Origin of the sequence: uncultured Ruegeria sp. (genome assembly GCF_947500045.1) — a bacterium.
In the GTDB taxonomy this organism is placed as follows: Bacteria; Pseudomonadota; Alphaproteobacteria; order Rhodobacterales; family Rhodobacteraceae; genus Ruegeria.
Genome location: NZ_CANMQQ010000034.1, coordinates 1 through 1,321 on the forward strand (window position 1 = coordinate 1; position 1,321 = coordinate 1,321).

At 62.1% G+C, this 1,321-nt stretch carries 1 protein-coding gene; it reads left to right on the forward strand.

Translation table 11 applies throughout. The features are described 5' to 3' along the window. Window positions 1-1,278: beta-eliminating lyase-related protein (locus Q1B46_RS22130; RefSeq protein ID WP_299952066.1), on the forward strand; the 1,278-nt coding region annotated here is incomplete at its 5' end. Window positions 1,279-1,321: the final 43 nt, after the last annotated feature.

Below are 1,321 nucleotides of genomic sequence, written 5' to 3' on the forward strand. Positions count from 1 at the left end.
CACCCGTTCTGCCCCGAAGATCAGGCACAGGGCTATCACGAGATGATCGATGATCTGAACGACAAGCTGTGCCAGATCACCGGCTATGACGCGATCTCCCAGCAGCCCAACTCGGGCGCGCAGGGTGAATATGCGGGTCTGCTGACCATCCGCAACTATCACGCGTCGCGGGGTGAGGCGCAGCGCAACGTCTGCCTGATCCCAACCTCGGCGCATGGCACCAACCCGGCCTCGGCGCAGATGGTGGGCTATCAGGTGGTGCCGGTAAAAGCGGATGAGAACGGCAATATCGATGTTGCCGATTTCCGTGAAAAGGCCGAGAAGCATTCGGATCATCTGGCCGCCTGCATGATCACCTACCCGTCCACCCATGGCGTGTTCGAGACCACCGTGCAGGAGGTCTGCCAGATCACCCATGACCACGGCGGTCAGGTCTATATCGACGGGGCCAACATGAACGCCATGGTGGGCCTGTCGCGTCCCGGTGACATTGGCGGTGACGTCAGCCACCTGAACCTGCACAAGACCTTCTGCATCCCGCATGGCGGCGGCGGCCCCGGCATGGGCCCGATCGGCGTCAAGGCACACCTGGAAGAGCACCTGCCCGGTCACCCCGAATACGGCACCGCGCTGGGTCCGGTCTCGGCGGCGCCCTTCGGCTCGCCATCCATTCTTCCCGTCTCATGGGCTTATGTGCTGCTGATGGGGGGCGAAGGTCTGACCCAGGCGACCAAGGTGGCGATCCTGAACGCCAACTACATCGCCGCACGTCTGGCTGATGCCTATCCGATCCTCTACACCTCGGAAACGGGCCGGGTGGCGCATGAATGCATCCTCGACACCCGTCCGCTGGACGAGGCGGCGCATGTCTCGGTCGACGATGTGGCCAAGCGGCTGATCGACAGCGGCTTCCACGCACCAACGATGAGCTGGCCGGTGGCCGGGACCCTGATGGTCGAGCCCACGGAATCGGAACCCATGGACGAGCTGGACCGCTTCTGCGACGCCATGCTGTCCATTCGGGCCGAGGCGCAGGACATCATCGACGGCAAGATCGATGCGGAAAACAACCCGCTGAAAAACGCCCCCCACACGGTGCGTGATCTGGTAGGCGAATGGGACCGCCCCTACACCCGCGAACAGGCCTGCTTCCCTCCGGGCTCCATGGGCGTCGACAAATACTGGTCCCCCGTCAACCGCGTCGACAACGCATACGGCGACCGAAACCTCATCTGCACATGCCCCCCAATGTCAGAATACGAAGACGCCGCAGAATAATCACAAAACAAAAACCACAAAACACAAAAAACCCCGCCAAAAA